19 protein-coding genes are annotated in these 21722 nt (G+C 67.3%); 1 reads left to right on the forward strand and 18 read right to left on the reverse strand.

The window, feature by feature from the left end; all coding sequences use genetic code 11:
• Positions 1-113: 113 nt before the first annotated feature.
• The 7 genes from eccCa to ACJH6I_RS23960 all read right to left on the reverse strand — a co-directional run bounded on the left by eccCa (position 114) and on the right by ACJH6I_RS23960 (position 11578).
• Positions 114-4307: a type VII secretion protein EccCa gene (eccCa, locus tag ACJH6I_RS23930; RefSeq protein ID WP_406784598.1), complete on the reverse strand. Its 4194-nt coding sequence runs from the start codon at positions 4305-4307 to the stop codon at positions 114-116.
• Positions 4308-4324: 17 nt separating this feature from the next.
• Entirely contained in the window at positions 4325-5827 is a 1503-nt protein-coding gene (gene eccB / locus ACJH6I_RS23935) for a type VII secretion protein EccB (RefSeq protein ID WP_406784599.1), read from the reverse strand.
• Positions 5824-7656 carry a type VII secretion AAA-ATPase EccA gene (gene eccA / locus ACJH6I_RS23940; RefSeq protein WP_406784600.1) on the reverse strand — a complete coding sequence of 611 codons (1833 nt, stop codon included), beginning with the start codon at positions 7654-7656 and terminating at the stop codon, positions 5824-5826. Before eccA ends, eccB begins: the two co-directional genes overlap by 4 nt.
• Positions 7653-7961 (reverse strand): hypothetical protein, encoded by a 309-nt coding sequence (locus ACJH6I_RS23945; protein WP_406784601.1) that lies wholly within the window; start codon positions 7959-7961, stop codon positions 7653-7655. The genes eccA and ACJH6I_RS23945 overlap by 4 nt, the downstream gene beginning before the upstream one ends.
• 168 nt (positions 7962-8129) lie before the next feature.
• Entirely contained in the window at positions 8130-9722 is a 1593-nt protein-coding gene (locus tag ACJH6I_RS23950) for a PPE domain-containing protein (RefSeq protein WP_406784602.1), read from the reverse strand.
• A gap of 21 nt (positions 9723-9743) precedes the next feature.
• Complete coding sequence (locus ACJH6I_RS23955; RefSeq protein ID WP_406784603.1) at positions 9744-10637, reverse strand: hypothetical protein; 894 nt, start codon at positions 10635-10637, stop codon at positions 9744-9746.
• Positions 10638-10906: 269 nt separating this feature from the next.
• Positions 10907-11578, reverse strand: a complete 672-nt coding sequence (locus ACJH6I_RS23960) for a type VII secretion target (protein ID WP_406784604.1) — start codon at positions 11576-11578, stop codon at positions 10907-10909.
• Here ACJH6I_RS23960 and ACJH6I_RS23965 point away from each other — a divergent pair.
• Complete coding sequence (locus tag ACJH6I_RS23965; protein ID WP_406784605.1) at positions 11577-11912, forward strand: hypothetical protein; 336 nt, start codon at positions 11577-11579, stop codon at positions 11910-11912. The two genes, ACJH6I_RS23960 and ACJH6I_RS23965, sit on opposite strands and share 2 nt — an antisense overlap.
• A 29-nt stretch (positions 11913-11941) precedes the next feature.
• Here the strand turns inward: ACJH6I_RS23965 and ACJH6I_RS23970 are convergent, their stop codons facing one another.
• The 11 genes from ACJH6I_RS23970 to ACJH6I_RS24020 are packed head-to-tail and all read right to left on the reverse strand — an operon-like array spanning position 11942 to position 21708.
• The gene (locus tag ACJH6I_RS23970; protein ID WP_406784606.1) at positions 11942-12187 is read right to left on the reverse strand and encodes a hypothetical protein; all 246 of its coding nucleotides are present in this window, start codon (positions 12185-12187) and stop codon (positions 11942-11944) included.
• An 8-nt stretch (positions 12188-12195) separates the two neighbouring features.
• Positions 12196-14022, reverse strand: coding sequence for a bacterial transcriptional activator domain-containing protein (locus tag ACJH6I_RS23975; protein WP_406784607.1), 1827 nt, complete (start codon positions 14020-14022; stop codon positions 12196-12198).
• A gap of 17 nt (positions 14023-14039) precedes the next feature.
• Positions 14040-14942, reverse strand: coding sequence for a hypothetical protein (locus tag ACJH6I_RS23980; protein WP_406784608.1), 903 nt, complete (start codon positions 14940-14942; stop codon positions 14040-14042).
• A complete protein-coding gene (locus tag ACJH6I_RS23985) occupies positions 14939-15136 on the reverse strand; it encodes a hypothetical protein (protein ID WP_406784609.1) in 198 nt (65 codons plus the stop codon). Before ACJH6I_RS23985 ends, ACJH6I_RS23980 begins: the two co-directional genes overlap by 4 nt.
• 1 nt (position 15137) lies before the next feature.
• The gene (locus tag ACJH6I_RS23990; RefSeq protein WP_406784610.1) at positions 15138-15545 is read right to left on the reverse strand and encodes a hypothetical protein; all 408 of its coding nucleotides are present in this window, start codon (positions 15543-15545) and stop codon (positions 15138-15140) included.
• A gap of 14 nt (positions 15546-15559) precedes the next feature.
• The gene (locus ACJH6I_RS23995; protein WP_406784611.1) at positions 15560-18328 is read right to left on the reverse strand and encodes an FtsK/SpoIIIE domain-containing protein; all 2769 of its coding nucleotides are present in this window, start codon (positions 18326-18328) and stop codon (positions 15560-15562) included.
• A complete protein-coding gene (locus ACJH6I_RS24000) occupies positions 18328-18915 on the reverse strand; it encodes a hypothetical protein (RefSeq protein ID WP_406784612.1) in 588 nt (195 codons plus the stop codon). The genes ACJH6I_RS23995 and ACJH6I_RS24000 overlap by 1 nt, the downstream gene beginning before the upstream one ends.
• A 2-nt stretch (positions 18916-18917) precedes the next feature.
• Positions 18918-19226 (reverse strand): hypothetical protein, encoded by a 309-nt coding sequence (locus tag ACJH6I_RS24005; protein WP_406784613.1) that lies wholly within the window; start codon positions 19224-19226, stop codon positions 18918-18920.
• A gap of 14 nt (positions 19227-19240) precedes the next feature.
• Positions 19241-20389: a C40 family peptidase gene (locus tag ACJH6I_RS24010; protein ID WP_406784614.1), complete on the reverse strand. Its 1149-nt coding sequence runs from the start codon at positions 20387-20389 to the stop codon at positions 19241-19243.
• Between the two features lie 3 nt (positions 20390-20392).
• Positions 20393-21034, reverse strand: coding sequence for a hypothetical protein (locus ACJH6I_RS24015; protein WP_406784615.1), 642 nt, complete (start codon positions 21032-21034; stop codon positions 20393-20395).
• Positions 21034-21708, reverse strand: coding sequence for a hypothetical protein (locus tag ACJH6I_RS24020; RefSeq protein ID WP_406784616.1), 675 nt, complete (start codon positions 21706-21708; stop codon positions 21034-21036). Before ACJH6I_RS24020 ends, ACJH6I_RS24015 begins: the two co-directional genes overlap by 1 nt.
• Positions 21709-21722 lie beyond the last annotated feature (14 nt).

Here is a 21722-nt window from a genome sequence, read left to right on the forward strand (position 1 = left end):
TGGTCTGGTACTCCCCGAAAACGACGGTACCGTCAGCAAACGACACATGCCAGACATTGCAGCACGCGGATTTAGCACCAAACCACCGCTGTAGTGCTCATTTAACATGCCGGTTACATTCCGTGTGGTGCGGCCAGTTGGATGTAGTCGCAGTTCTCTTCGCGTGAAGCGATCAGATATCCACGTCCAGGCGCCAACAGCTCGAACTTCACGCCGCGAACCTTGTCGGTTTGCGCCGACGACCCGAGCAGAATCCTGTCGGCGTTCTGCGCGTGGAATGCCCCGGGCAGGGTGCTGGCGTTCATCTCCAGGTGGCCCAATCCGGTGGCCCGGTGGGTCACGATGACGCGCAGTCCGACATCGCGGGCGGTCGCCAGGTGCCGCAGCAGCGGTTGGAAGACCGGCACCAGCTGTCCGACCGGCTGGACTCCGGCCGGGGCGCCGGCGGGCACCGGGGCGTGAACGGTCACCTGTGCGGGGATCACGTCGACGTCGTCGATGAACAAGTAGATCTTCGGACCATCGAATGTCCACTCGTGCAGCTCATCCCAGCCGGCTCCGGAATTCACCTTCGGTTTTCTGTTGTCGCAAATTTGTCCGATCGCGGCGATCATGCGCGCCATGCCCTCGGCGGTCGTTTCGTAACTGTCTTCGCCCGGCACCAGCAGCGACGTGAGCGATCTGAGTTCACGCCGGGGGCTGAACACTGCGACGATCGCGTCATCGTGGTCGCGGCGGCGGGCCACCACATTGCGCACCATGTTGTCGATGAACGGCGTCTTTCCATGGTGGTCGTCGCCGTATACCGCCAACAGCGGGGACTCCGCGAAGTCGAACACCTGAGGTTGCAGGTCGCGGCCGCGGATACCCACCGCGTACTTCTCCCCGCCCAGGTTCTGGGGCAGTGACGCCGCCGGCAGCAGGGTCGGCAGCAGCTGCGGCGCCGGCACCGGCCGCGCCCCCTTGTGCCGATCCACCAATGCGGCCACGGTGTCACGAACTTTGACGTCCAGCTTGTCCATGCTGGCTTGGCCATCGGTGCGACCGACGGCGAACCGGATCACGTCCCCCGTCTTGGTGATGCCTCGACCGGGCATCCCGGCCGGGATGCGGTCTTGTGGCCGCAGCAGCTTGTCGTCGACCGAGCCCTTCACCTGGGATGTGTTGGCATTGGCCAGCTTGAGCTCGTAGTAGACCGCCATCGTGTTGGTGACCTGTCCACTGATCCTGACCCAGTCTGCGGCAGTGATCACCACGTGAATCCCGTTGCCGGCGGCGGCCAGGCGTTCAAGGTTCTTCTCGTGGGGGTTCCGCGGATGCATGATGTCGGTGTTGTCGGTATAGAAGTTCTCGTAGCCGTCGATGATGACGAACAGATCGATGGGGTAGCCGTCGTCGAGCGCGGCCTCACCTGCCCGCCGCCGGCGGCGGTATTCGTCTACTGAGCCGATGTTGTGCAGCTCGAAAATCCGCCGGCGTCCGGCCGCTACTGCATCCAGGTCGGTGAACAAACGCCGGTTGAGCTGGTCACGGTCTTTTCCACCGATTGCCCCCACATGCGGCAGGTCCCGAACGGCTCCCAGCGCGGGACCGCCATAGGCGAACGGGAAGAATCCGACTTCGGTCGGTGCATACCGCGAGGCGGCGGACAGGATGAAACTCTGTACCACCATTGACGTTTCGTCCTTGTTCATGCCCAGCACGAACATGTTGCCGGTGCCGTCGTCGCAGCTGTAGGTCAACAGGCCGTGGGTGAGCCGCCGTGGCATATCGATCTCGCCCAGCGGCCACCAGGGGGCATCCGAGCGCGGCGGCAACGTCTGCGCCTCGGCGAGCACCTTGTCCAGTGGAATCGGGTCGTCCAGGGGCGGTGCCCACAGCTGGGGGGCTTTCTTACCGTAGTGCGCGGCCAGCTGCGGGCCGACCGTCAGCACCAGGGAGCGTTCCTCACCTTTCTTGAAGAACGACTCCGCTTCGATCTCTTCCTCGATCACTGTCGCTTCGTCGGGCTGCACCCGGCCGGCGGTGAAGACCCGCGCCCGGGGATCAGCCGAGATCACCCGGCGTGTGATCGTGGTGGGCGGCTCGTAGCGCGCGGGCAGCATGAAGCTGCGGAATTTGACCGGTTCAGCGCCCGGGGCGCGCACGAAATAGCCTGTGCCCTTGGTGTTTTTGCTGTCGGGGATGTGGAAGGCATCGCCGTAGCCGATGACCTGCCGCGAGATCGAGTCGGAGGCCACTTTGAGGGCGATCCTGTACTGGGTGTTCTTGTCGATGTCCTTGATCTTGCCGACGTCCAGGGTCTGGCTGGCGAACAGGAAGTAGATCCCCTGCGAGCGGCCCTTACGGGTCACCTTGTCGAACACCTCAGCCATGTGGGGGTGATCTTCGAGCAGCAGCGAGAACTCATCGACCCACACCAGCATGTACGGCACCGGTGGCAGGTGGGCACCGGCCGGGGTCGCTCGGGCCTCGTTGTATTCGACGATCGACTTGAACGGTTCGCCCCGTACCTGCATGCCGGCGTCGTAGAAGATGCGGCCGCGCTGGTCGAGCAGACCCAGCAGGGTGTCACCGAAACGGTTGACCTCGGACTTTTTCTCTTCCAGGTTGGTGATGATCGCCGCGACATGCGGGTAGCACGCGAACGCCTCGAATCCCGCGCCGTCTTTGAAGTCGGTGAGGATCGCCTGCACGACGTCGGGGGAGTGCAGCGCAAAAACACCCAGCGCCAGCGACGCCAAGGTCGTCGACTTGCCGGACCCGGTCATGCCGATCATCAGGCCGTGCGGCCCGAATCCACCATCAGCGGCGTCTTTGAGATCGTGCATCAGGGGGGCGCCGTTGGGCTGCAGTCCCATCGGCACCTTCAAAATGGGCTCCAAGATGACCGGCTCGCCGGTACCCACGGGCAGCATTCGGGGCTTCCATAGGGAAGCGACGTCGATCTTGGCGGCGTTGTCGATCCCCAGCATGGCCAGCATCGTCTGCGCCGCTGCTGAGTCGGCATCTTGACCGCCGGCTGGGGCACTGTCCCACTTGGACATCCGTCGCGCCAGATGATCGATCACGGGCATGCCCAGCGTGTCGGGCTCTGAGCAGAACGCTTTCCAGCGGAACTCGCGCCACTGATCCATCTGCAGCGCGGCGCCGTCGCTGTACGGGTTGATCTGCATCCGCAGCACCAGTTCCCGTTCATGGGGCGCGTAGTCGCGGTCGGGGCCGGAGCCATCGCGGTAGGCGATCACCGTGACTCCATCCAGGGCAGACAGGCGTCGCACTACGGCCAGCGGTGCGGCCGGATCGTCGATGATGATCACGAAGTGCTTGTGCGACTTGGTGACCCCGGACGCGTCGACCGCACCTTTTTCGTCGACGACTTTGGCGCGGCTTTTGAGCAACGGGTCCAGCGCCGCCGCCACCTCGCTCAGGTTGTCCGACAGGTACCGGGCCGGTCCCGCCCCGTCGATGTCCTGACTTTCCGCGTGGGGCAACCACTTTGCCCAGCCCCACTGCTTCTCCAGCGTGTCCTTATCCGGCGCGACGACTGCCAGGCCGAGGTTGTTCGGGTTGTGCCAGCTGACCATCTGTGCGCTCCAGGCGCGCAGCGCGCCACGAAACGCTTCCCGGTCGCCGTAGAACCCGATCAGGCCACGCCCGGCAAGGTCAATTGCCTTGGGGCAGTGGGGAACTACCTGTTGAACTGCACGTAGGTGTTGCAGGGCCAGCTTGGTCACCGGCTCGGAATCGAGTTCGGAGGACTCGACGGGTTTGACCCTGATTTTGTTGGCCAGGCGGACCTCGTCACGGCCCACCCGCACCATCAGGAAATCCGGATCCGTGATGCCGCGTTCCCACAGCCGTGGCGTGTCGAACACCGCTTCCAGCGCATCAGGGTCAGGGTGGGACCACTCGGCAGCCGCACGCTGTGTCGAGGCGGCCTCGCGGATGAGTTCGGATTTGCCGGACAGGTACCGCAGATATTCGGCCCGTTCGGAGTCGATCTTCGGTGTGGTCACGTCATCTTCGGTGGCGCCCTGCGCACTCACCGAGGAGTACAGGCCCAGGCCCATCATGGCCATCATCAGCAGATACATCGGGTTCATCTGCCGGAACCCCATGTAGATCATCATGCCGACCATGCCGACCATCACCAGGCCGAACACCCAGGGCAGGGCCTTTTTGACGGCGGGCTGCGGGATCAGCCGGGGCAGCTCCGGCGGCGGGTCCAGCATGAAGTCGGGGGCTTTGTTCGCCTCCCATCGCGGTCCTTGAATCCGGCGACGCGCCTTGTGTTGAGTTCGCATCAGAGATCGTCTTTCGATCAGTGCGCTACCAGCGCATCGGTTTTGGACAAGGTGGGGCCGGCGGCGAACAAGCTGAGCACCGACCAGGGGATCGGCAGCGGCTCCGCGGTTAGGCCGAGGGCTTGGGCTGGGGTGGTGGGTTGGTTCTTCTCGGATTCCAGCCCGTATCGCACACCCAGGTCAGAGACCCAGAACTCGGATTCTTTGGTGGTCGACGTGGGCTGCTGCCCGGTGACCTGCACAAGGAAGCCAGTTCCCTTCGGCAGCAGCACTTTTGCTGCACCCCCGGGAGGGGTCAGGGGCTTGGCGTCAGGGGCGACCGGCACGCTCGGACCGGCCAGCAACGTCAGGCTCGAGGTCGGCGCACCGGCCAGCTTCACCCACTGACCGCAGGTCACCGGGTCGGTCGCCGGATCGAGCACCTGCAGCGGACTGGTGGGGTAGCTGTCGACGGCGACCACATCGGTCTTGGGGGCCTTGCCGACTTGGTCGGGGGTCAGCGCTGGCGGCTCGATCAGCCCGTAGGCGTTGTTGGCTCGCAAGATGGCGGCCACCACCGCGGAGATCGGCTGAATGCCCTCTGGGCCCACCACGTAGTACCGCAGCGCGTTGTTCTCCTGGTGATCGACGACCACCGATCCGATCAGCGGTGCGGCCTGGCCCGGGACCGGCCACGGGAACCGGGGCGGGTCACCGGCGTTGGGGATGAACGGCACCACCAGTGGAGGCGATTCCGGGATCAGATTGAGCAGTGTGCGGTTGATTGGCCGTGCCACGGGAGTGTCGACGCTGATGCCGACCGCCGACGCCACAGGTGCGTTGGCCAGGTCGATCTTGCTGCGCTTGTTGCCCCAGATCAGCCAGGTGCTCTTGCCGCCGTCGATGCTGGCCAGTACCGCCGTGTTGGCGGCCATGGCGCTGGCGTGGCCAGGCCCGGGTACGGGGTCTCCGGCGATCACGGTGGTGCCGGCGTCGGGGCCGCCTGCGGCATCGCATACGAGCCAGCGTGCATCGCGGGTGGCGTTTTGCACCATGCGTGACGGGGCGTCGGGGATGCCCACCTTGTTGCCCAGCGGGAATCGGTCGATCTCGCTGGGTTTGACCGGGGTGGGGTCGTCGGGCTTGCCGGCGATCAGGCGTGCGCTGGCCAGGTTGAGTACCGGGTGCAGGGTGTCGTTGATCCGCACGTACAGCTCGTTGCTGCTGCGTTCGGCGAGCACCACCTGGTTGCCGCTGATGCCGGCGGGTTTGAGGATCGACAGGATGAAGGCGAAGGCGCACATGACTGCCGCGAGCAGCGCACCGACACTCAGGGCCCGGCCCTGCCGGCGCAGTGGGTCGGTGAGCATGCGGGTGTCCCTGAGCGCGACGGCATTGCTGATCCGTCGGATCAGGAACCGCCACCCGGAGATCTGATGGCGGGTGACAAAACCCCAGGGCTGCTCGCGCTTGCTGGACGAGCTCAGCAGGGGGCTCTTGGATTTGAAGCCGCGGCGGGGCCGCCTGTCGGGCATGGTCATCGCGACGCTCCCGTTGTGTCACTGGACAATTCGATGTGGTTCTCATGTTCGGCGCGGGCGAGTTCGCGGGCCAGCGCCGTCTTGAGGTCCGCGCTTGTGATGAGCTGCATTTCTTCGTCGGTGGCGTCGTCGCCCTTGCCTTCGCGATGCAGGCGGAAGTCGCGCTCCTCCTCGGCGAAACCGATGAGGTTTTCGGCCAGGCGTCCGTTGCCGAGCACGTCGATCGCGGGGCGGCGCGTTTGGGTGCTGTCCAGGGCCGTGGACTTGGACAAGCTGGTGTAGGCGTCGCGCAGCGGCTGCAAGTCCTCGATGACACTGCCGCCGAGGGTCGCTTTGAGGACGGTGATCTCGACGAGCTCGTCGACGGTGTAGGTCGGCAGGGTGATGCTGCGCGTGAATCGGGACCGCAGACCATCGTTGGAGTCGACGAATTGATCCATCAGGTCGGCATATCCGGCGACGATCACCATCAAGATGTCGGCGTGGTTGGTCAGGGCGGGCAGCAAGATACCGAGCACGATCGGCCCAAAGTCGTTCTCGGAGTTGGTGCTTGTCAGTAGGTAGGCCTCGTCGATGAACAGCACACCGCCGCCGTTTTCGACGATCTTGTTGATCATGGTCGTGATCTTGTGTTCGGAGCCGCCGATGACCTTGTCCACCAGGTCGGCGCGACCCACTTCGAGGAACATGTAGGCGGGAATGATGCCTGCGGCGCAGGATTTCTTGGCGACCGCGCGGGCGAGAGTGGTCTTACCGGTCCCGGGCGGGCCTTTGATCACTAGGTGTTTGGACTTGTGGCGCACCGGAAGGCCCCGCTTGGCGCGGCGTTCGTCGGCGACCGCGCTGGCCACCTGCCGTTCGATCTGCTCTTTGACGTCGGCCATGCCAACGAGCTGGGCCAGTTCTGCGTCCGCTTCGGCGTTCAGTTCTGCCCGCCGGTCAGCGCCGAGTTGGCGCACGAAGTCCTTTTCGCCGGGCTCGGTGGCCGCATCCCAGTAGTCGCTGCGGGCGTCGATGCGTGCGGCAGTGGTCGGGATGATGCCGTAGCCGGGGTCACTGAGCGCTGTGGCGATCGTGGAGCGGACCGATTCGTCGATCCCATCGACGGCATAGGCCTCGTTGAGCAGCGTGGTGGCCTCGTCGGTGTGGCCCAGCGCCCGGGCCGACACCGCGGCGGTCAGCAGTGCGTCGCCGCTCGCTGAGGCGATCGGCCCGCGGCCCAGCGACCGCAGTCGCTCATAGGCCTTGTCCCACATGCCCAGATAAGCCTCGGCCAGGCCTTGTGCGACCGACATCGCCTGGTACAGATACGGGTCGCTTTCCGGGGTGAGCTTCGGGGTCAGCGGGGCCAACACGCGGCGGACGTCGTGCCAGCGCTTGGCCTTGAAGTAGATGACGGCGAGCATCCAGCCCGCGAGTACGGGTTGGGCGTGCTGTATCCGCTGATCGATCAGTGCATGCGCTGCCTCGAACTCGCCGTCGGCGACCCGGGCGGCGGCCAGCGCCAGGATCGCTCCGTCGGCGCCGCGGGCCGGCAGACTCACGTACAGGCCGGTGTCGAAGGTGAAATCCAGGGCGTTGGCGGCGACATCGGACCCGGCGATCAGTTCACCGGCGGTGTCGATCGCCCGATAGGCGTGCTCGAGTATGTCGCGCTGGGCGCCGCCGGCGGCGGCCAGGCCCAGCCAGCCGTCACACTGGTCCGGGTGCTGGGCGGTCAGGCGCTCAAATGCGTTGCGCGCGACGCGTTTATCGGGAATCTGGCGCCGCCCGTACACCTCGGCGCCCAGCGCGATGCAGCTGTGCTCGAACTGTTCGATGAGGCTCATCGCTGCTCCAGCGCGGCCGCCACTTCCCCGGTGACCTTGCTCGACACCTGCGCGTACCCTTCGGCGGACATGTCCAGCAGCAGCTCGCGGAGCTCCTCGCCGGGGTAGCGGTCGAAGATGTCGTCGACGAAGGTGGCGTCGGTGACCATCCCGTCTCCGGCGAAGGTGATCGTGTTGTCGCCGTCGGGGCAGGGGATGGTCACCTTCAGCGCGGCGACATTGCGGCGGGCCGTGCGTACGCGTTCCAAAAGCTCACGGCCACGCGCGATTTCGGCGGTGACTGCGGGGTGAAGCGGAATATCCATGCTGCGCCTAACGGTGGTGGACTGGTGTGGTCTGAGCGGCGTTGGGCTCGTCGATGACACCGGCCCCCACTGCTGTGTGTGTGCCGATCCGGTGTCCCGGATTCCCCTGTCGAGCACTCATGCCATCAGCGTGGCACAGAAATGCGACACGACGGCCAACGTCTCTTCCTAGCTCTGGCTGTCGACGGCCTCGGAGCGTTTGCGCTTGGCGATGCGCTCTTTGATCGCACTCGTCGACGCAGGGTTGACCACCGGCGCCGGCTGCGCTTGAACCTGGCCGTCGATCCCGTCGCGGCCGGCATCTTCCACCTCAGGCAGCGGGCTTTCGTAGCTGCGGATTCTCTCGGCTTTCCCGTCACCGCCGGGCTTGTGCCCCATCGGCATCATGCCCATGCCGCTGCCAGAACCAGCACCCGCGGCGCGCGTCGCGGCGGCCGCGGCGGGCTTGATCGGCTCACCGGTGGCCTTGGTCGCCGACGGCGACCCCGACAGCGACGAAGCGTGCACACCGCCGAGCGGGTTGGACGGTTTGATGGGGCTGCTGCCGCCGCCGCCCTTGCCGGCGCCGCCGCTGCCTTTACCCAGGCCTGCCGGTTTGGCCAGCGCCGCCGGTTTGATCGGGCTGGCGGCTTTCTTGGCGGCCTCCCCGCCGAGCTTGGATACCTGCTGGCCGATCTGCTGGGCGGCCTGCCCCAGCGTCGACAGGGGATTGTTCTGGCCGAGGGATTGGGTCAGCGGGCCGAGCGCACCCATGAGGGGGCCGAGCATGTCCTGGAGCCCGCCGCCTTTGCCGTCCTCGCCGCCCAGGGGGTTCTTCGCGGCCTTGTCGGTCTTACCGGCGTTCTTGTCCGAGCTGGCCTTGCCTGGGTCCAGTCCTGGATCGGGCAGATCACCGGGTGGGGTGCTGACGGTTTCGCCGCCGACCTGGTAGCCGTTCATCGCCGCGGTTTTCTGGGTCTCTTTGTCGGTCAGGGCCGCTTGCAGGGCATCGACTTTGGGCTGGGAAAGGCCCCCGGTCATCTGGTTTTCCATGACCGCGTCGGTGTATGCGGTCTTGAGGGTCTGCCATTCGGCGGGGTGTCCGACGGCCGTCATGGTTGTGGTGTGCAGATCACCGGCCGCGCCGTATCCGGCGGCCAGCGCATCAGCGTGTCCGGCGACTCCAGCGGTCCACGAGATGGCTTGGGTGAGCCGACGCATGAGGCCGGGGTGCGCTTCGGACTGCCCGGCCGCCACGATGTGGCCCTGCGCTTCGGTCAGGCTGGCGTTGGCCGCGTGCGCGCGACCGGCCAGCGTTGTCAGCTGGGTGGCCGCCGCTGTCGCCGGGGCCGGGCCGGCGCCGGTGACCAGTTGGGTGGCCAACGTCTCGCCTTCGGTGCCGCTGATGTCGGGAATGGGGGAGACCGTGGGCATGCTGACCGGGCCGGGCGACCCGGACGCCGGCGCGCTCGAGGTGGATGCCGGAGCGGCCGGTGAGCCACCGCCGCCGTATCCGGCCGCGCCGGCGGCGTCGGTGGCCTCGTACGCGCCGGCGGTGTCGGTGATGGCCGCCGAGGCGTTGGATGCCTGGGTTGCGCCGGACTGCACGTGAGCCACCAGCCAGCGCCGGCGCGCGTTGAGGTTGTTCATCACCGCCTGGGACACCGTGTCGCTCCCGCACGGGGGAACGTCCATGGTCAGGTCGGGATGCAGGAATTCGCCTGCGTTACTGACGAATTCGCTTGCCCGACGCAACGCGTCGGTGTCGATGTCCAGCGCCACGACGTCCCCCTAACCTCACGCCTACGCGGAAAACTGGACCTGCTGATAGCCGGCCGCGCCGGCAGCGTCCTGCCCTCGATAGGTCGCGGCATGCTCGTTGAACCGGTCGGCGTACACGCCCCACTGCGCTGTCTTGGCTTCCATCGCGGCCTGTTTTTGGGCCAGGCCCGCGACCACACCGACAGCCACCGGGTATCCCATCGCCCCATGGGTGGCGATGATGCGGTTGACCTCGTCGACGGCCGCCGGCCCGATCGCTGCGGCTTGGCGCTGCAGGTCGGCGTACTGGGTGGCCACATTGTTCAAGTCCGCCGGGTTGACGTCGAGCTTGTTGGCCTGCCCCGCGCCGTCGGCTTTCTTGGCGTCTTTGTTCGGGTCGTAGGACGCGGGGTGCGTCGAGCCGGGGGCGTCGGGCCGCTTGTCCGGCCACCACAGATCCGGGTCGTTCTTGTCTTGCACGTACCTGTTCATCCAGTACGGCGGCAGCTCCCCGGGATGGCTGGGGTGCCAGCGGACCGGGTCGTCATCGCGGGTGCCGTGAATCCCGTCGAGGGTCGAACGCGGCATCGGGGCACCCGGAGCACCGTCCGGGGCCTTGGGTGTGGTGGTCGGCCACAGCGGCGACATGCCCATCGGGCCGTGCGATCCGGGAGGGCCGTCCGGGTAGACGATGCGCGGCGGCGGTCCGGGGTCCGGCGCCGGGGTGGTGTGTGCCGGGGCTTGAGGTGTGACCGGCCACAGCGGCGACATGCCCATCGGGCTTTCGCCGGGGTTCACCGGTACCGGCGGGGGCTCGGGGGCCGGCGCGGGAGCCGCGGGCTTGACCGACGGCCACAGCGGTGACATGCCCATCGGGCTTTCGCCGGGGGTCACCGGCGGCGGTGTGGGCTGGGGAGTCGGGTTGGGCTGAGTCATCGTGTGTTCTCCTGCGTTCTAAGCGATTTCGGTGGACCGGTACCCGGCGTCCTCGCCTGGGTTCAGCGGTTCAGTGCTCGCCATGTTTCTCCCTCCCTGTCACTGCCGGCGACGCCGGCGTATGGGGCGCTCGTCGGTCAGCACCGGCCGCGCGGCGTGCGCCGCACCCGGGCAGATACCGCGGGCGCCCAGCCCCCTACTGCCCTTTGTACCTGGTGAAGGGCACTTCCCGCGAGGGTTGCGGACCGTTTTGACCGCATCAGCTGACCTCACCAACTGATCTTCCCCGGCGGAAACACGCGCATCTTCGGCGGTTCACCGCTCTGCCCCCCGCTCTCCTGGACCAGGTTGCCGTTCTTGTCGGGCCACAACCGGTCGGTGATCCCCGGCGGCGGGGGGCCGGTCGGTGGGCCGGGCAGGTACTGCACTCCCGGTCGGGCGATGTCGTTGAGGTTCGTTTCGGCGCCGGTCTCGACGTCTTTCTGAATCCACTGGCCTTTGCTGTCGACGTACTCGATCCGTGTGGTGTCGGCCGGGCAGTAGCGGGCCGGGTCGGCGTCCGGGCTGGGCAGCCAGCACACCACCCACTTCGTCGGTGTGTCCGGTTTCGGCTTGGGGTCCACGTGCATCTCGGGGAAGACGATCGCGTTGAGCTTGGCGGCCGCGGCGCGGTCCTGCTCGACGTAGGTGGCAGCGTGCCCGTTGAGCCGATCCGAGTAGGTGCTGAACTGGGCCGCCTTGGCCTGTACCGCCGGCTCTCGGTTCGCCAGGCCCATCGCGATCCCGACCGCGGTCGGGTACCCCATCGGGCCGTGCGAAGCGGCCACCGCCTGAATCTGCGCGACAGCCTGGGGCGACAGCTGCGCCACCTGGGCTGACAGGTCCGTATAGTCGCCGGCTGCCTTCAACAGGTCAGCTGGGTTGACGTCGAGCTGCCCCATGGCTTCCTTCCCCCTGCTCGGCTACCACTGCACCGGGGGACGGGCCCCACCCAGCAAGAATCTCGTTGGCCTCGCGCTGTGCCTCACGGCGCTTCTGCTGCAACGCCGCCGCTGCCCGAAACTGTTGTCTCTTAACGATGTCGGGTCGCCCAGGATCGCTACCGCAGCCGACCGGGACGAAGCACGTTCACCGGTCGTGGCGCGCTCCGATCCGGCCAGATGCGCCGCCAGCTCCGGCAGGGTCGCGCACCCGCTGGTGCGCACCAGCCGGCGCAGGTGGTCGGTCGCGGCTCGATTCGTCCCGAGCAACGCCGAGAGCGCGTCGGTGCTCTGACTCGCCAAGCCCTGGGACACCACCGTCATCTAGTCCTCCATGAGCGGGTCGTATCGGTGGGTGAACGCCGACTGGGCGCACCCCACGAACAACTCTTTGAGGCCTTCGCCACCCAGGGGCCGCAGCTTGCTCGCCTGGGCATCGACATCGACGATCTCGCCGCAGGTGTTCACCGAGACCGATAAGGCCTCCGGGTCGGTCGATGCGGTGGTGATGACGTCGTCATCATCGGTTTTGAACTGCGACAACACGATCGAGTGCATGGCGTTATCCACGGCAATTCCTACCCTGCTTGTTTGGTCAGATCGAGTACCGCCGGGTCCTGGTCGGCCCCGGCGACGGTGTTGAGGTATTGGCCGCGCAACTTTTTGAAGGCGTCGTGCTCGTGGCCGTCGAGCGCGGCCTGGAGCGCAACCTGCCACAGGTCTTGGCGGGCGTTGTCGTACCACAGGCCTTTACGCGCGATTTCCACTGCGTCACTGAATCTTTGGGCGTCGTAGTGGTGTCGAGCCAGGACCACCGCGGCGCCGGGGATGCGGTCGCGCAGCTGCTCGCGCAGGTTCGTGGCCCAGGGCCATTCCTTGGGGGTGACCCCGCCCAGCGGCGGGCCGGTGACCAGCGCCATGGCCGCGATCAGATGTCCGGGGGCGGTGGTTTCGGGGCGGATTTCCACCAGCCGCTCGAATTCCATCCAGTCTGAGCGAACCGCGCCGTCGAGGCGGTAGGCGCCATCGCTCATGGGGGGCAGGGCTTTTGGCCCGCCGGTGTGGATGACGCCGAGGCGGGCCCGCAGCAGCGATATCTGCTGGGTGACCGTCTTGTCCGAGGCGCCGTCGCGGTAGACGCTGCGGACGATGTCGGTGGTGCTGACCCATGGGTTCATCTGCAGGTACACCAGCAGTTCGTTGAGGCGTTTTTCCCGCACCCCGGGTTCCTGGCCGGGATGTGGGGGGCTCATGGTCAGCTGGCCGAGCAGACGATTCCACATCGGCGCCACCACCGGAAGCGCTGGGGGCTCCTCGGGCACCGGGGCCACGGCCGCCGGTGCGGGGACCGCTACGGGTGCCGGCACGGCCGGCGGGGCAGGTTCGGGCTGGGCGGTGACGGGCGGCTCGTCGACAACCCATGGCGGTCCTTCATCGACCTCATCGACGTCGTCGACGAGGTCGCCGCCGGCGTGGGGCTCGAAGAAATCGATCGCGTCGTCCCTCGCGTCGATGTCACCGGCTGACTCCGCCACGGCCACGGGCATCGCCGGGTCGGTGACCGGGTCGTCGTCACCGGCGACCGACGGCGCCGGCGGGGCCGGCGGGGCCGGCGCACGCGGAGGCACCGTCGCGGTGGGGGAGGCGGTGAGCAGGTCGGCGCAGCGGTCCACGGTGTCCCCGGTGGGCAGGATCAGTGTCGCTGTAATCGACTGTGCCCCACCGTTGCTGAGCTGGCCGACGCGGTCGGGGCCGCAGCTGATCGTCCATTTGGAGTCCACCGCGGCGTCCTTGCCGAGGTCGACCATGATCCGGCTGGTGGCGTTGGACACGATCTGGGCCCGGTCGGTGTAGGACAGGTCCGGGCCGCAGACGAGCACGTCGACATCGGGCACGGCCCCGACCCGTACCGGCCTCACGCGTGTGGTCAGCGGGCCTGACCACACGTCATCGGTCACCCCGATGGTGATGCTCGGGTGCGTCGCGAGCAGCTCCAGCACCCAGCGACTGACCAGTGCGGTCGTGGTGGCCCGGTCGCCGTCGATGCGGATACGGGCGAACGCGGCCAGGTTCATCGCGATCAGCCCGCCGTCCTCAGTGGTGCCGAACACCACCAGATACACCGGGTGCAGCGGGTCCGGCTCGGTGCCGGGATCAACTGCATCCCAGGCGATTCGGGATTCCGATCCGCTGTCGAGAGGGTGCCACGGCTGCGGCAGCGGTACCCGCAGCGCCTGCACGAAGGTCGCGGTGAGCTCGTCGAGGCGGGCGGTGACCAGTCCGGCGGTCGCCGGCGGGGGGTTGAGTGTGTACAGCGCTTCAAGGCGCCGTACTACCCCGACTGCGCCGCCCTGCCCGTACCACCAGGAGGTGACCGGTGCGCTGCTGACGGCGGTGGATGACATGACGATGGGTGACCTGCCTATGACGTGGCCGCGGCCGGGTCAGCGGGCACGGCAGAACCGTCCGTGCCGGAGAACGCGCCAACGTCCACCCCGCTCGACGGCCCACCGGACGCGGTCGCGGTGGCATCGCCGCCGCCATCGGTCTTGCTGCCATCGGACTTGCCATCGGGCTTGCTGTCGCTCGTGCCCTCGCTGGTATTGGCGGCAAATGGGTCCGCCGAGGTGGTGCTACTGGCGTTGGTGACCGTGCCCGTGCCCGCGGAAGGGGTGGAGGCGAAGGGGTCGGCTGCCGAGTTGTAGGCCGCGGTTTGGGTGGCTGGGGTCGCGCCGCCCGGGGTGGCGAACGGGTCGGCGAATGGGTTGGCGGCCTGCGTGGCTCCTGCCTGTTGAGCGGCGTAGGGGTCGCCAAATGGGCTGCCGCCCATGCCTTGGCCGAACGGGCTGCCGCCCATGCCTTGGCCGAACGGGTTCATTCCGCTCATCCCTGATCCGCCGCTGCCGAGCAACGCGCTGAGGACGTCCGCCAGGCCGCCGCCTCCGCTGCCCGAACCCGAGCCGTCGCTGCTGTCGTCCTTGCTGTCGCTCTTGTGATCGTCCTTGCTGTCGCTCTTGCCCTCGGCGGCCTGGCTGCCGTTGGACTGCTCGGTCGCCGCTGAACTCTCCACCGTCCCAGCGCTTTTGCCTTGATACTTCTCGATGATCGCCAGGATGGCCGCTTGACCGGCGGGGGACTGGGGATCGGGAACGGCGGCGATTTCCTTGGCTTCGGCCGAGGAGTTGGCCGCCACATCGTTGGCGCCGTTGACGTTTACATCAGCGCTGGCGTCGGTGGCGTCCGCGCCGGCGTCTGCGCCGTTGCCGAACGCGTCCAGCGGCAAGTGGTCGCGTCCGGTGGCCAGGGCGAAAGGTCCGCCGCTCATCCGGTCACCTCCGTGGAGAAGTTGAGATTGAGGACTCCCTGGCGGACCTCGATGGCCCGCAGGGCCACCTCGCGGCTCAGGCGGGCCACGTCGCGCAGTCCGTCACCGCGCACGGGGCTGGTGCCGTACAGCTGGTGGTACCGCAGATGCTGCTGCTGCGACTCCTCGGCGAGAAGTTCGATCGGGCTGCTCATCTCAGTGCTGATCCTCTCCGCTGGTGGCGCCTACCGACGCCAGTTGCGGTGCCCCCTCGGCACCGTTGCTGCTGTGATCTGCCCGCCCCTGCTCGCCGCTGGTGGCGGGTGCGGCTTTGGCGCTGTCGTTCTTGGCCGGCTCCTCGCCGCCGCGGGCCGGCAGTGCAGGGATTTTCGGGGATTTCTTGTAGCCCATGGAGTCGAGCTGGTCGTTGGTGACCGCGCCGGCCTTGACCGCCGCGGTGCGGGCGTCCTCGTACCTCTTCTGCAGTTCCGCTGCCTGCTTGAGTGCGCCGTCGAGGTCGTCCCACGCTTCCCCGACGTCGCCGACCAGGGCGGTGTTCTCTTTGTGCAGGGCGGCATATGCCGCTTCCGCTGCGGATCGGCCGGACTTTCTCCTGGCAGCCATGGGGCTCCTTCTGGTCAGTTCATATGCAGTTGGCGAGCCTGCATCACTTCGTACGGATCGACGTCGATGTCGGCCACATTGCCGCCGTCTTCGAGGTCCCGGAAAGGGATCACGAGCCGGTCAGAACCGTCTGCGTCGTCGCTGAGGTAGGGCTCAGCGTGAACGTATCGCCAGTCCTGGACACCGTCAACGGAAACGTCCACCAGGTCACCGCGGCGCAGTTCGTTGGCCGTGACCGGAATGACGGGCCCGTATTCCTCGTCGGTGGTCGGCTCGTAGTCGTCGTCGAAACCGTCGACCGGGCCGGCGAATGTCGATGGCACCGCCGCACCGTCGGCCGCTTTCGGTCCCCCGGACAACCCCAGCGGCCGCCACGTTGCGGCCTCTTCGTCAGGGTCGGGCTCGGCGTGATCGTCATCCATCGTGGGCCGCCGTTCCGGCGGCAGGGGCCGCACATACCGGTCGGACATCGGGTCCAAATCAGGCCGATCGGAGGCCAGCACGATTCGCGAGTCCCGGATCTTTTTGAACGACATTTTGTTGTCTTCGTCGTCGTCCTCCGGGTCATAGCCCCGCAGCGCCGAATCAACCACACGTCGCGGCCAGAAACTGTCGACGTTGCGCAGCTCGTCCAGAATCTCTTTCTCGTGATCGGTCAGCGCGGCTTCCTGCTCGGCGGTGGCGGGCACGCGCGGGGTGTAGAACGCCTGCATTTCCCGGAATGTGCCATCGGGAAGCTGCACCGTGCCGCGGCCTTTGATCCCCGGCTGCAGCCGGGTTCCGGCGACCGCATCGTTGAACATCATGATGGCCGCATCCTTCGACCGCAGCCGACCCATCGCGACCCGCAGACCGGTGTTGTCTCGGGCCTCACCGGCGACGTACATGGTGTCCGGGCGCTGGATGCCGATGGCCATGTGAATGGCCACCGCACGCGCGGTACGCAGCAGGATGCCGACGTCCGTCGAGGTCGGCGGTTCGCCCCGTTCCTTGGTGGTGCGGTAGGTCTTGTAGAACTCCGCCAACGCCACCACCAGGTTCGAGAATTCGTCGGTGATCAGCACGATCGGATCGAAATCGTCGGCCTTGTTCGGGTTGATCTTCACCTGGCTCAGCCGGTCACGCATGGTGTCGGCCAAGAATCGTAGCGCCGCGGTGTGACCGACCAGACCGTCCTCGTCGGTGCCGGCGGTCACCAGCGAGCAGTTCGGCCAGTTCCGCATACCGGGGGAGTCAAAGCCCTTCGGGTCCACCCACACCACGTTGATGCCGCGGCGGGTGCACTGGGTGGCGACCGTCATCAACAGTGAGGTCTTACCGGTCGAGGTGGCTCCGGCGATCAGGAAGTGCGGCGACTGCCGGAAATCCCACTCCATCACGTTGCCGTAGGCGTCGATACCGAACGGGATGCAGGTTTTCTTGTACAGCGAACGGATCGTCGACCGGGTCACCACCGGGAACTCCAGCGGCGGGTCGACCATCGTGGGCAGGCCCGGGCTGCGCACGAACCGCACCCGACGCGACGCCATCGACCATTCGGCTTCCCAGGACCCGCCGAGCGAGTCGCAGACCATGCCCTCGATCACCCCGCGCCGGTACGCCGAGCTCACCTTGATCGTGTAGGCGAACGAGATCGTGAACTCGCGAATCTGTGCGGCGATCGCGTCGTTGCCGGTCACCGCGGACCGCTGCGCGAGCTCCTCATCGATGTCGACGTCCTCCAGGCCGTCACCGTCCTCGTCGACGACCGGCGGGGACACCACCACCGACACGATGCGCGCCGCGGCATCGAACCACAACGCCACCATCGGTCCGAGCACCGATTCGGCGTCCTCCACCGGGTCCTGCTCGACGATCACGGCCTCGGTCGCCGTCAGCGACCGCGTCATCATGTCGTGCTCGAACTGGTAGGTGTGGCCGGTGATGTCGGTCATGACCGCGGAAATCTCGGCGATCATCTCGTCGCTCACCTCGCGGGGATGCTTGCTGTAGAGCAACCGCACCACACTCGGGAACGCTTTCTCCCCGCGGGGGTAGGCGCACTTGACCGGCTTGACCCGCCCGGCCCGAGGGTCGGGCCAGCCCAGTGCCGGGGTCGCCAGGAACGTGATCTTGTTGATCTGGCTGGTGATGCCGGCGCGGGCGTAGGCCCAGCGGGCGAACTGCACGAACCCGAACCCCATCACCGCCAGCACGGCCACCAGTAGCAGCCGGCCGACCAGCAGGGCCGCGATGTGACCAGACCACCGCAGCAGCGCCCCACTGGTGGCCAGCAGCAGCGCCGCGGCGGCCAGGATCATCGGCACCGCGGGGTACTGCTCACCAGGCCAGACCTGACCGGGACGCAGGTGCCCCACATGTCCGGTGCGCGCCCGGTGGTTGGCCATGGCCTGCAGCGCCCACCACAGCGCCGCGAGCGCGGCCGCCGCCAGGGGCACGGCGATGAACAGCAGCCAGAACCACCCGACGCCGACACCGGCGATCACATACAGCGGGTGTGCCGACGGAGGCAGCACGTAGTCCCGCGCTGGCGACGGCCGGTACAGGAACTGCTGCAGCAGCGGCCATCCCCGCACGTAGCCCAGCAGGGCGACGACCCCAACCGCTGCCAGGATCAGCCACGGCCAGGTCTCGGCGGCCTCTTTGAGCTCGGCGGGGCTTTCCCCGGGCACATAGGGCTTGTTGAGTTCGGTGTTGACGGTGGCGAACGGCCGGCCGGACGCAGCCGACCCTCCCCGCGCGCCGTCCCCCTTGCCGGGGACTGTCTTGCTCGCCGCGGCCATCAGCGGCTCCCTTCATCGGTGGCGGGCGCTTCCGGGCCCGCCGGGTCGGTCAGGTCAGCTGAGGGGGCCGGCAGACCGTTGGCGCTCAGCGGCAGCACGTTGACCGCTTTCCATCCGTCCGGACCGGGCTCCACGCGGACTTCGATGCGCGATCCGTCGTCGTAGGTGACGTCGAACGTCATGCTCGCGGGTGCCTGGCGCACCGGGCCGTCGACCACGGTCACCGAGGCCTGGGTGACGTTGCGGATGTCGGTCAACCGGAACTGCTCGGCCAGCTGCATCGACACGTCGGGGGTGAGGCGGGCCAGCCAGAGGTCGTGATTGCCGTTGGGGGACCCGAAATTCGTGGCGAAGCGGGTCACCACCGCTTTGGCGTCCGCAGCCGAGTTCGCATCCAGGCTTACCGTCGGCGGGGCGAGCTGCTCGAAGCTGTCGCCCGGGTCCTGCTCGGGCGCGCCCGCGCTCGCCGGCGGCGCAGTGGCTGTGCCGGCGACCGGCTGCCGGTGGTAGTGCTGCCAGGCCAGTCCGGCAATCGCCGCGACGGCGATGATGGCGGCGAGCAGGACCCGGGGACGGGGTAGATGCATTGTCAGGTCCACCATTCTGTATGCGGGATCAGGATTGGCCCGGGTGCGTCGTTGCTGTGGGCCATCAGCCATGGCAGCGACCAGATCAGCAGCAACATCGACCCGAGGATCACGAGGATTTTCGCTATCCCCCAGGACATTGAAAAGAGTTCGCTGGTGGGGTTATCGGTAGCGACGGCCGGGCGACGCGCTGCCAACCATGTCGCGACCACGACCACCACGGCGGCGACTCCCAGTGCGGTCAACCCAACGACGCCAACAACGTCGCGTGCGGGACTGGGGATCAGTCCATTCGCATTCCAGAGAGCCATAGTGAATTCCTTTCTCAGAGCACGCGTTTGATGACCATGAAGTGCTGGGGGAAGGGGGACAGCTTGACCGGGACGCCGAAGGTGGAGGCCTCCACGACGGTGGTGGGGTTGACGACCATCTGCACGTGGCCGGGGCCGGTCACTCCGTTGTTCGGGTTCGCTTCCGGCATGGAGAACACCAGGTCGCCGGGTGCGACGGCGTTGCGCGGAACCGCGCGGCCGTAGCGCACCATGTCAAAGGTCAAGTGGGGCAGGGCGATGTGATGACCGGAGGCTTGGAAGATCGCGTACAGCACCAGTCCGGAGCAGTCGAAACCGCCACCTGTGGGCCCGTTGAGGGACCCGCCGCCCCAGATGTAGGGCAACCCGATCTCGGCTTCGGCGAACTTGACCGCAGCCACTCCAGCGGGGGTGCCGGGCTTGACCCCGGCGGTGTCGGGGTTCTCGACAGCGCCGCACACGTCGCGGCCCTCGGGGTCCTGGGTTGCCGCCGGCGGCGCGGGCTCACCCGAGCTCGCCTGCACCTCACGCACGTGCTGGCGGTAGAACAGGGTCGCGGCGGCGACATCGTCGGCGTAGGCGTCCGGGAACGCCGAGCGCTGCACGGATTGGGCGGCGACGGTGGGGGCCATGTTTTCCCAGCCGCCGACTTTGAGCAGGGCGATGTAGAACTTCTGCGCCGCCACCCCGGGGGTCATCAGGTCGCGGATGGTCCCCCACCAGGGCTGCTGCTGCATGATGCCGACCGACTTGTGGTCGTGGCCTTCACCCTCGTGTGGAAATGCTTCTGACTCAGGAACATTCGGGTTGGCCAGGTTGCGCAGCCCCGATTCCTGCAGTGCGGTCGCGAGCGCGACGATGATCCCTTTTTCGGGGATTCGCATCTGCAGACCGGTGGCGATGACGGCCTTGCCGTTGTTGATCGGGCCGGGGCCGAACGACTTTCCGGTATCGGCGCTGATGCCCTGGGACTGCAACTGCTGCTGGCAGCGTGGGGTCACGACGGTCGCTGCCGGCGAGGACGCGCCCCCGCCGGCCAATAGCACGAAGACCAGCAGCAGCATGGTCACCACGAACGGCACCAGCAGGACGGCAGCGGCGTAGAACTTGCGGCGGTGGCCCCAGGCCAGCCGCAGCGCCGCTACCCATTCCATGGGTTCCATGGGTCAGCCGACCTCATTTACCGGGGTCGCGGCCGCCGGGGTCGGGACAGGAACATCCGAGGCCGGGGCGTCGACAGGGACGACGCTGCTGACCTTCCAGCCGGTGCTGTCCATCTCCAACGTGGCTTCGATACGGGAGCCGTCGGCGTAGCTGACCTGATACGTCGGGACCGCAGGGTTGCTGCCGATCGGGCCATTGACCTGAGCCACCGCGGTCTGCGGAATGTTGCGGATATCGGTGAGCCGGTACTGATCGAGCAGCTCGGGCATCACGTCCGGCGTGATCCGCGCCAACCAGTCGTCGTGGTTTCCGTTGGGGGAGGCGAAGTTTGACGCGAATCGGGACGCTGTGACGCGGGCCGCGTCGGGCGAGAAATCCGGGGGCGGCGCCATCGTGGACGGGTCGGGCTGGTACTCGCCGTGCGCGTGCCCGTCGCTGCCGTGGTCATGGCCGTGGTCGCCGCCGGCGTGTTCGTCAGTGGCCTCGACAGAACTCTGGCCGCCCTGCGCCGCGGGGGTGTCCGTGCCGGTGTAGTGCTGCCAGACCAGGCCGGCGATCGCGACGGCGGCGATCGCCAACCCCAACTTGGTGCGGCCCGGGATGCGCCGAAGCTGCCACCGCAGCTGCGCCCAGCGCGCCCGCATCAGGCTCGTCCCGCTTCACGTGCAGGGCGACCCCGGCGAAAGGCGTTGTGCCACAATCCATGGACGGCACCCCCCATCACCTGCATACGGTTGGGGGAGTCTGGTTCGTCCGAGACCGGTTCGGCAAGCCACGTCAGCAGCACCAATCCGGTGATCACGATCAGCAGTGCGGCCACCAGGTACAGGAGCTGTACGACGAAGGCGACAAGGACCATCGCGAACCCGTAGCTGACGGCCCACCCGGAGGTCAGCGGCTGCGACCACCACTGCGTTGCCGGGATGACATCGTCGATCACGAGTCCGAGACCGGTCGCCCCCACGAGCATCAGCACCAGAGTCGCCATGTCTCTGGCAGTCGATGCCGGTCGGCGGTTGTCCGGGAGCACGACGCGCAACTCCCCGTGGCCGTCAGACAAGACGTGCAGGACGACCGGATACATCTGGCCGGACGTTGTTTCCCTTGCGCCGCGGCGACGGCGGTGTTCCTCCAGCGACCAGACGTTGCGCCAACGTTGAAGCCGGGCGACGGGCGCGCAGGCTGTTCGCAGCGACGCGACGACCCGGGGAGCCATGCCGGCGACCCGGCGCAACGCCATGAACACGAATGGGTAGGCCACCGCGGCGGTCACCCATGGGGTCAGGAATTCAGAAATGAGGTGCGGTGTCATGGTCATCGTTGGTGTCCTTT

It is taken from the genome of Mycobacterium sp. SMC-13, from assembly GCF_045311035.1.
Taxonomy (GTDB): Bacteria; Actinomycetota; Actinomycetes; order Mycobacteriales; family Mycobacteriaceae; genus Mycobacterium.

What these genes read in the sequence shown, in the direction of transcription:
- ACJH6I_RS23995 (WP_406784611.1), bottom strand. Translation starts at nt 18,328, where the DNA reads ATGGCCGCGGCGAGCAAGACAGTCCCCGGCAAGGGGGACGGCGCGCGG.
- ACJH6I_RS23965 (WP_406784605.1), top strand. Translation starts at nt 11,577, where the DNA reads ATGGCTTCCTTCCCCCTGCTCGGCTACCACTGCACCGGGGGACGGGCC.
- ACJH6I_RS24020 (WP_406784616.1), bottom strand. Translation starts at nt 21,708, where the DNA reads ATGACCATGACACCGCACCTCATTTCTGAATTCCTGACCCCATGGGTG.
- ACJH6I_RS23955 (WP_406784603.1), bottom strand. Translation starts at nt 10,637, where the DNA reads ATGACTCAGCCCAACCCGACTCCCCAGCCCACACCGCCGCCGGTGACC.
- ACJH6I_RS24015 (WP_406784615.1), bottom strand. Translation starts at nt 21,034, where the DNA reads ATGCGGGCGCGCTGGGCGCAGCTGCGGTGGCAGCTTCGGCGCATCCCG.
- ACJH6I_RS23975 (WP_406784607.1), bottom strand. Translation starts at nt 14,022, where the DNA reads ATGTCATCCACCGCCGTCAGCAGCGCACCGGTCACCTCCTGGTGGTAC.
- eccA (WP_406784600.1), bottom strand. Translation starts at nt 7,656, where the DNA reads ATGAGCCTCATCGAACAGTTCGAGCACAGCTGCATCGCGCTGGGCGCC.
- ACJH6I_RS23960 (WP_406784604.1), bottom strand. Translation starts at nt 11,578, where the DNA reads ATGGGGCAGCTCGACGTCAACCCAGCTGACCTGTTGAAGGCAGCCGGC.
- eccCa (WP_406784598.1), bottom strand. Translation starts at nt 4,307, where the DNA reads ATGCGAACTCAACACAAGGCGCGTCGCCGGATTCAAGGACCGCGATGG.
- ACJH6I_RS24010 (WP_406784614.1), bottom strand. Translation starts at nt 20,389, where the DNA reads ATGGAACCCATGGAATGGGTAGCGGCGCTGCGGCTGGCCTGGGGCCAC.
- eccB (WP_406784599.1), bottom strand. Translation starts at nt 5,827, where the DNA reads ATGACCATGCCCGACAGGCGGCCCCGCCGCGGCTTCAAATCCAAGAGC.
- ACJH6I_RS23985 (WP_406784609.1), bottom strand. Translation starts at nt 15,136, where the DNA reads ATGAGCAGCCCGATCGAACTTCTCGCCGAGGAGTCGCAGCAGCAGCAT.
- ACJH6I_RS23990 (WP_406784610.1), bottom strand. Translation starts at nt 15,545, where the DNA reads ATGGCTGCCAGGAGAAAGTCCGGCCGATCCGCAGCGGAAGCGGCATAT.
- ACJH6I_RS23980 (WP_406784608.1), bottom strand. Translation starts at nt 14,942, where the DNA reads ATGAGCGGCGGACCTTTCGCCCTGGCCACCGGACGCGACCACTTGCCG.
- ACJH6I_RS24005 (WP_406784613.1), bottom strand. Translation starts at nt 19,226, where the DNA reads ATGGCTCTCTGGAATGCGAATGGACTGATCCCCAGTCCCGCACGCGAC.
- ACJH6I_RS23945 (WP_406784601.1), bottom strand. Translation starts at nt 7,961, where the DNA reads ATGGATATTCCGCTTCACCCCGCAGTCACCGCCGAAATCGCGCGTGGC.
- ACJH6I_RS24000 (WP_406784612.1), bottom strand. Translation starts at nt 18,915, where the DNA reads ATGCATCTACCCCGTCCCCGGGTCCTGCTCGCCGCCATCATCGCCGTC.